Origin of the sequence: Halovenus halobia (genome assembly GCF_051414135.1) — an archaeon.
In the GTDB taxonomy this organism is placed as follows: Archaea; Halobacteriota; Halobacteria; order Halobacteriales; family Haloarculaceae; genus Halovenus; species Halovenus halobia.
In genome coordinates, this window is record NZ_JBLKOA010000008.1 from 98,773 (window position 1) to 105,505 (window position 6,733).

General features: G+C 61.9%; 5 protein-coding genes. 1 reads left to right on the forward strand and 4 read right to left on the reverse strand.

What is annotated here, in order from left to right; translation table 11 throughout:
* Positions 1-99: 99 nt before the first annotated feature.
* Positions 100-1,419: a cytochrome P450 gene (locus ACMGFM_RS15575; protein ID WP_436903583.1), complete on the reverse strand. Its 1,320-nt coding sequence runs from the start codon at positions 1,417-1,419 to the stop codon at positions 100-102.
* A gap of 176 nt (positions 1,420-1,595) precedes the next feature.
* Here ACMGFM_RS15575 and ACMGFM_RS15580 point away from each other — a divergent pair, with 176 nt between their 5' ends.
* Positions 1,596-3,305 (forward strand): Hvo_1808 family surface protein, encoded by a 1,710-nt coding sequence (locus ACMGFM_RS15580; RefSeq protein ID WP_436903584.1) that lies wholly within the window; start codon positions 1,596-1,598, stop codon positions 3,303-3,305.
* Here ACMGFM_RS15580 and ACMGFM_RS15585 read toward each other — a convergent pair.
* From ACMGFM_RS15585 to ACMGFM_RS15595, 3 genes are all read right to left on the reverse strand, one after another.
* Positions 3,302-4,207 (reverse strand): MBL fold metallo-hydrolase, encoded by a 906-nt coding sequence (locus ACMGFM_RS15585; protein ID WP_436903585.1) that lies wholly within the window; start codon positions 4,205-4,207, stop codon positions 3,302-3,304. The two genes, ACMGFM_RS15580 and ACMGFM_RS15585, sit on opposite strands and share 4 nt — an antisense overlap.
* 60 nt (positions 4,208-4,267) lie before the next feature.
* Entirely contained in the window at positions 4,268-4,627 is a 360-nt protein-coding gene (locus tag ACMGFM_RS15590; protein WP_436903586.1) for a thiol-disulfide oxidoreductase DCC family protein, read from the reverse strand.
* A 99-nt stretch (positions 4,628-4,726) separates the two neighbouring features.
* A complete protein-coding gene (locus ACMGFM_RS15595; protein WP_436903588.1) occupies positions 4,727-6,598 on the reverse strand; it encodes a methyl-accepting chemotaxis protein in 1,872 nt (623 codons plus the stop codon).
* Positions 6,599-6,733 lie beyond the last annotated feature (135 nt).

The following is a 6,733-nucleotide window of genomic DNA, read 5'->3' on the forward strand; positions in this document are numbered from 1 at the left end:
GCCGTTGTTCGTCCGTCTGACATCACTCGCGATTACTCTCTGCGAGTCCGTTAATCTATGCCGGAACAGTAAGCGGGGCCTGCCAGTGCAAAAAAAGCGTTACTCTCGCGCAGAGATTTCCATCTCCATCCCGTGTTCCGGATGTAGCGTCAGCGTTGGCCGCAGTTCCAGTTCAGGTCCGGTGAACTCGAGTTCGTACTCGTCGGCGACCATCGCGAGAATAATCTGGGCCTCCAACTTGGCGAGATTCTTGCCGATACAGTGTCGCGGCCCGCCGCCGAAGGGGAAATACGAGAAGCGCGTCTGGTCGGTGTCGGCCCACCGCTCTGGCCGGAACTCCTCGGGGTCGTCCCAGTACTCCGGCGAGCGGTGGACTGCCCACTGTGAGAGCATAATCATCGATTCTTCGGGAACATCGTAGTCGAGCAGTTCGACATCCTCGGTCGCTTCGCGGAACAGCGCGTACACTGGCGGATACAGCCGCATCGCCTCGTTGATTGTCCACTCGATATACTCGAAGTCCTGCACATCGTCTATCGTTGGTTGCCCGTCGAGTTCGTCGACTTCCTCGTAGAGGCGCTCGCGTTTTTCCGGATGTTCCGAGAGGAGATACCAGGTGAACACCAGCGTCAGCGCCGTCGTGTCGTGGCCGGCGAGCAGCATCGTCACCACCTCGTCTCGGAGTTGCTTGCCAGACTGTTCGCCGCGGTCCTGTGCGCGCAGGAGAATCGAAAGCAGGTCCATCGGCCCGTCTTCGTCGCCCTCGGTGCCGCGGCGCTGCTCGATGATCTCATCAACGACATCATCGACGGCCCCGACTGCCGACTGGTAGGCTCTGTCGCCGGGCATCGGTACCCACGACGGCAAGGCGAATCGCATCGGGTCCGGCTCGAACTGCTTGCCGATTGGTTCGAGATTCGACCGCAGTTTGCTGAGTTGGGGCTCGCTCAGTTCCGTGCCGAGCATCAGGTCTGCAATCACGTCGATTGTGACACGGGTCATCTCCAGCTCCATATCGCGGGTTTCGCCCGCTTCCCAGCGGTCCAGCAACTCCTCGGTATGGTTCGCGATCCGGTCGTCGAAGGCGGCCAGTCGCCCCATCGTGAATGCCGGATTGGCGAGTTGGCGCTGCGTTTGCCAGGTATCGCCCTCACTGAGCAACAGGCCGTCCCCGAGCAGGTCACCCAGCGTGTCGCTCTGGAAATCAGGTTTGCGGTAACTGTCGGCGTCACTGACCAGAATCTGCTCGATAGCCGACGGCTCGGCGACAAAATACGTCTCCATCGGACCCATATTGAACGCGGCGATGCCGTTGTACGCACGCTCGACATCCTCCACGAACCGGAGCGGGTCCGCGGAGTACTGCCGACCGCTTCCAAACAGCGGTTCGCCCCGCGGTCCTGGTGGCGTGGTTTGCACAACTACGATAGGGAATTCGACTCAATAAATCCTCTGCCGAGATTTCTCCGTGTTTCACGTCGAGAAACGCACCGAAATCACGAAACAATTAGTTGGGTTACGACACATATGCTCACTATGTGCTCGCAACCGGCCGGTCGAACTGTACCGAGAAGAGACGCCGCGGAGGAGACAGGATGAGACGAGTCGTTCAGTTGCTCGCCGTCGTCGTCGCGCTGACGGCCCTCGCCGTTGCCCCCGGAGCGGCAACAGCAATCGATGGCGATACCGCCAGCGGACAGACCCTTGCCGACGGCCACGTCGGGGAGTGTGCGGTCACGCCGCCGTCAGACCACGCCGACCCGGAGAATCCCGACGGTGTCATCGGCTGGGTCGAAGGCTACTGGTACAACGAGCCAGTGTCGGTGACGCCTGACGATGGGTTCAACCAGAGCGAACTCGACCGACTCGCCAGACGCACCGCCGCACAGGTCGAGTCGCTGCGCTGTCTCGACTACGTCGACGGCCTGCCCCCGCTACAGACAATTTCTCGTGACCAATACCGCGAGAACGTCGCAGGGCAGGTTGCCAACCAGACCACCGCGGAGGGCGAACTGTACGAGAACGCGCAGTACGCCGCTCGGATGACCATCGGGAGTGAAGTCGACGCACTGGAAGCGTTTGTCGACGCACAGGCGGCCTTCCCCGCGGCGTTCTACCGACCAGACCAGGACTACATGGCCTTCGTTACTGACGACGAGACTGTCGAGGGGCTGCGACAGTCGACGCTCGCTCACGAACTGGTCCACGCGCTGCAGGACCAGTACTTCGACGTCGGGGCGATTTTCGAGAAGCCGACCAACGACGGCTATCTCGCTGCGGCCAGCGTCGTCGAATCCGACGCCCAGTTCTTCCAGGAGCAGTACACGGCCAACTGTAACAGCGGGGCCTGGGCCGACGACTGTATCACTCCGGCGCGGGGTACTCCGCCAGAGATTCCGAATTGGGCAATCACGCTCAACCAGCAGTTCCAGTACACCTCGCCGCTGATCGACGCGACCTACGAGGAGGGCGGCACTGAAGCTATTGACAACCTGTTCGGGAACTTCCCCGAGACGACGACGGAATCGATCTATCCTGACCGCTTCGGTGAGTTCGAGACCGCTGACATCACCGTCGAGGACCAGAGCGGGTCGGCGTGGCGGCGTGTCCAGAGCGGGAATCTCGCGTACAATACGATTGGACAGGCCGGGATGACGGCGATGTTCATGGCGCCGTACTACGAGACCGACGGGTCGACGAACGTCGTCTCGGACATCCGGGAGTTCATCCCCCAGCGCGGCGTCCTCGATTACGGCATTCCGGAGACTGACGGCTGGCGCGGCGACAAACTGTACGGCTACGCGAACGACGCGAACGAGACGGGCGCAGTCTGGGAGTCTGCGTGGGACAGCAGTGCCGACGCCGCGGAGTTTGCCTCGACATACGAGGCCCTCATCGAGTACCGCGGCGCCAGGCTTGCCTCGGGTTACGAGAACGCCTACACCTTCGACACAGAGGAGTACGACATGGCTGCTGCCGTTACACAGACCGACGAGCAGGTACTGGTCGTTACTGCACCGACTGTCGAGGAGCTCACCGGTGTCCACGAGTCGGTCTCGCTCCAGTCGACCGATACCGACGACTCGGACGCTGGCGACTCCGACGATAGTGGGGCGTCTGAAGATGACGCAGACGATGGCGGCAGTAGCGATGACGGAAGCAGTGAAGATGGCGGCAGCGATGACGGAAGTAGTGAGGATGGCGATAGCGACGACGGAAGCAGTGACGACGGCGGCCCCGGATTCGGGATTCTCGCCGCCGCGGTTGCAGTGCTCGGTTGCGGATTCTGGCTCGCTCGGCGCTAAGACGGCCGAGCGACGATATACGGTCGGCGTTCGATTGTGAGTTTCCCCTGCTCGGCAAGATGAATCGCATACGCCGAGGCAACTCTGGAGAGAAACTGCACGGTTATCTCTGTTGCACCCAGTGCTTCCATCGCAATCTCACCGGCAGCTATCGGTCCTTGTTCGTTGACGACCTGCTCCACCGCTTGCTCGGCCTGGTCGACCTTCTCCAGCGCGTCCGCGACGCGCTCGGCGGGGTTCGTCATCGGGTCGCCGTGACCGGGTAACAGCAGGTCCGGGTCACACGCCTGAATCCGCTGCAATCCGGTCCGATACTCGTCGATATCCCAGTGCACTGGGCCGTACATGAAGTGGCCATTCGTCGAGACGATATCGCCCGAGAGCATCACGCCCGATGGCTCGTGATACAGCGACATGTGCTGGTGTGAGTGGCCGGGCGTGTGGATGACCGTGCAGTCGTACGGCCCGAGGGCAACGGTGTCGCCTGCGGTCACGACGCGCTCGATAGCAACCTCGTCGGTCGCGTAGTCGAGGTCAGTCGGAAAGTACTGGTCGTCTGCGGAGGGGTCGCCGTCGGTCAATCCCGAGGCGAACTCGGCCATCTCTGTTCGCGCCGCCCCGAGATAGTCGTCGAACCCGCGCAGAATCTCGTCAGTCCCCTCGAAGACAGTGTGTGGCAGGTCGGTGAGGCCATCGATACTGAGACTGCCGCCGACGTGGTCGATGTGTGGGTGTGTCAGGACAACGCGTTCGATTCCCGACAGCGACTCGTCGAGTGCCTCGATAAGACGGTCGCGGGAGTCGGGACAGGGATGGCCAGTGTCGACGAGCGTGTCACCGACGCGGTAGACGTTGACCGTCCCGTAGTGTGGCTGGACCAGTTCGAGTCGCTCGTACTCCATAGCCGACCTACTCCCGGCGGCGGCAAAGAAGGTCCGGTCCGTCAGTCGCCGCCGAGTTCGTTACTCGACACTCTTGCACGACCGAAACCGCCCCCAGATGGCTCGCCGGTCGGCAACGAACCGGTAGCCACGCTCGCGCACCCGCGACCAGTATGGGACGACGCCAGCGAGGCGAACCAGTCCGCGGCCGATGGCGCCACAGCGAGCGAGACTCTGCTCGGCGGCTTCGCCACAGGAGTAGACGGCGTCGTCGGTCAGCAAGTGCATACAGTTCTCGTACTCGTCGGGCAGCCGAGCTACCTGGTCCGGTGTCAGTTCGTCGAAGCCGACGGGTTCGAACTCCCCGAACCGGAGCAACCACCGCACGCAGTACATACAGAAGCCGCAGTCGTGGTCGTAGACGAGCCGTGGCGTGGCCATACGTCTCCTATGGGGTCGGTGTTTGTGTGTCCTCCGGAAATCTGCCTGTCTGGAACGAGACGATGGCCCTGCGTCGCAGTACCAACAGCCGCTCAGCAGTTAGGCGGTAGTTGTTTTTTCGACCGTGACGCTGAACTCGGCAAGCAACGACTGCAGTCGCTCGGCCTGTTCGTTGAGCGAGGTCACGCCGCTGCTGATTTCGCTGACGGACGCCGACTGCTCTTCGGCCGCTGCCGAGACATCTGCTGCGTCCTCCGCAATCTCGTCGCCAATCCCCGTGACCTCCTCGACCATCGAGGTTAATTCCTCTGCGCTCGCGGCTTGGTCGTCGGTCGTCTGGCTAATCTCTGCGACTCCAGTCTCGGTCTCCTCGGCGTTTTCCCGCACTGTCTGTAACGCGTCGGCAACGCCACGAACCGCCTCGACGCCGTCGTCCATTCGTTCGGCTGCACCTTGCACGTCCTCGACAGTCGTCGTTGTCTGTGCTTGGGTCTGCTCGATCAGTTCCTCGATGTCGGTCGCCGCGTCGCGAGTCTCTTCGGCCAGCTGTTTGACCTCATTGGCGACGACTGCGAAGCCATCGCCGGCGTCACCGCCGCTGCCGCCAGCGCGTGCGGCCTCGATGTTTGCGTTCAGCGCGAGCATGTTGGTCTGCTCGGCAATCTCGCTGATCAGGCCCGTAATCTCGCCGATTTCGTCCATCCGGTTGTCCAGCGTCTGGATATTCTCGACGGTTGTCTCGACAGTTTGCTCGACAGCCTCGACATCTTCGATTGCCTCTGCAGCGAGCTGCTCGTTCTCTTCGGCGACGGCGGCGGTCTGGGTGGAGCGCTCGGCGACCGACGCCGCGGACGCCGCAACTTCTTCGATGGTCGCCGAGAGGTCGGTTACCTCTCCGCTGACGGCGTCGAGTTTCTGGCGCTGGTCGTCAGTGCCGTCCGCGACGCTCTGGATGGACTCACTGACGCTGTTGCTCGCGCGCTTGATCTCCTGCATCCCCACGTCGGTCTCGGAACTCGTCCGGTCAACCTCCTCGGAAAAGGACTGAATCTCAGCCATCGTAGACTCTGTCTCGTCGAGCATCGTGTTGAACGACTCGGCAATCTGGTTCATCGCGTCACTCTGGCTATCTGCGTCCAGTCGCACCGTCAGGTTGCCGTCCGCCGCTGCGGCCATCTGCGCGCTGAACTCGTCGGCTTTCGTTTCGAGGTGGTTGTTGAGTTTTTCGAGCTGTTGTTGTTCTTTTTCTGCGTTCGCCTTGGCCCGCTCAGCCTCCGCCCGTGCCTCTTCGAGTTCAGCTTGCTTGGCTTCGAGGTCCTCGATTTCGTCTCGCTTTGCCTCGACGTCGGCGAGTTGGTCTTGCACCCGTTCGCGCGAGCGCTCGGTGGAGTACCAGTTTGCGGTCAGCGCTGCCGCCCCTGCGAGGACGAACACTGCGTGCACAATCCCCCAGACGAACGGTCGCTGGATAGCGGCGACGTGGTTGTAGACTCGTGCCGGATTGATCAGCCCGAATATCGAGTGTGATACCGCGACGATTGCGATACCGATCAGGAACGGCAGCCAGTCCTCGTACAGCGCGAGCACCATGATCGCCACGAAGAAATGAAAGTGTGCCTCGATGAATCCACCTGAGAGGAAGACCAGTGACGTCGAGGCGGCAATCACGCCGGCAGAACTGAACGCGGTTCGGGCACGCCGGCTGAACCCTGGGTATGCCGCGAACAGCCCAAGCGCGGTGAGCACACCGAGCTGTGCGAGCACGCGCCACAGCGGCGTTGCGGGAATCTCCGCGCCCGTCACTAGCGTTTCGGTCCCGTCGAACAGTCCAAGTCCGAGCAGAAACGGGATGTGCGCAAAGAGCACGACCAGGATTTTTCGATGTCGACTCTCCCAGACCGTCTCTGGAATTGTATCGCCGCTGGGGATATATCGCAGAAACTCACGGAGTGAGTCCGCACCACCTGCCACCTGCTTGTCGGGTCGATTGACATCCTCCTCCGCCTGAAGGCGGAGGAATCCCGACCGCAGTTGGGATATTACGGTTTGCAGTCCACCACCTCGGCCTGCGGTTGGAATCCGCAGGAGAGGTCGTACAGGTGGACT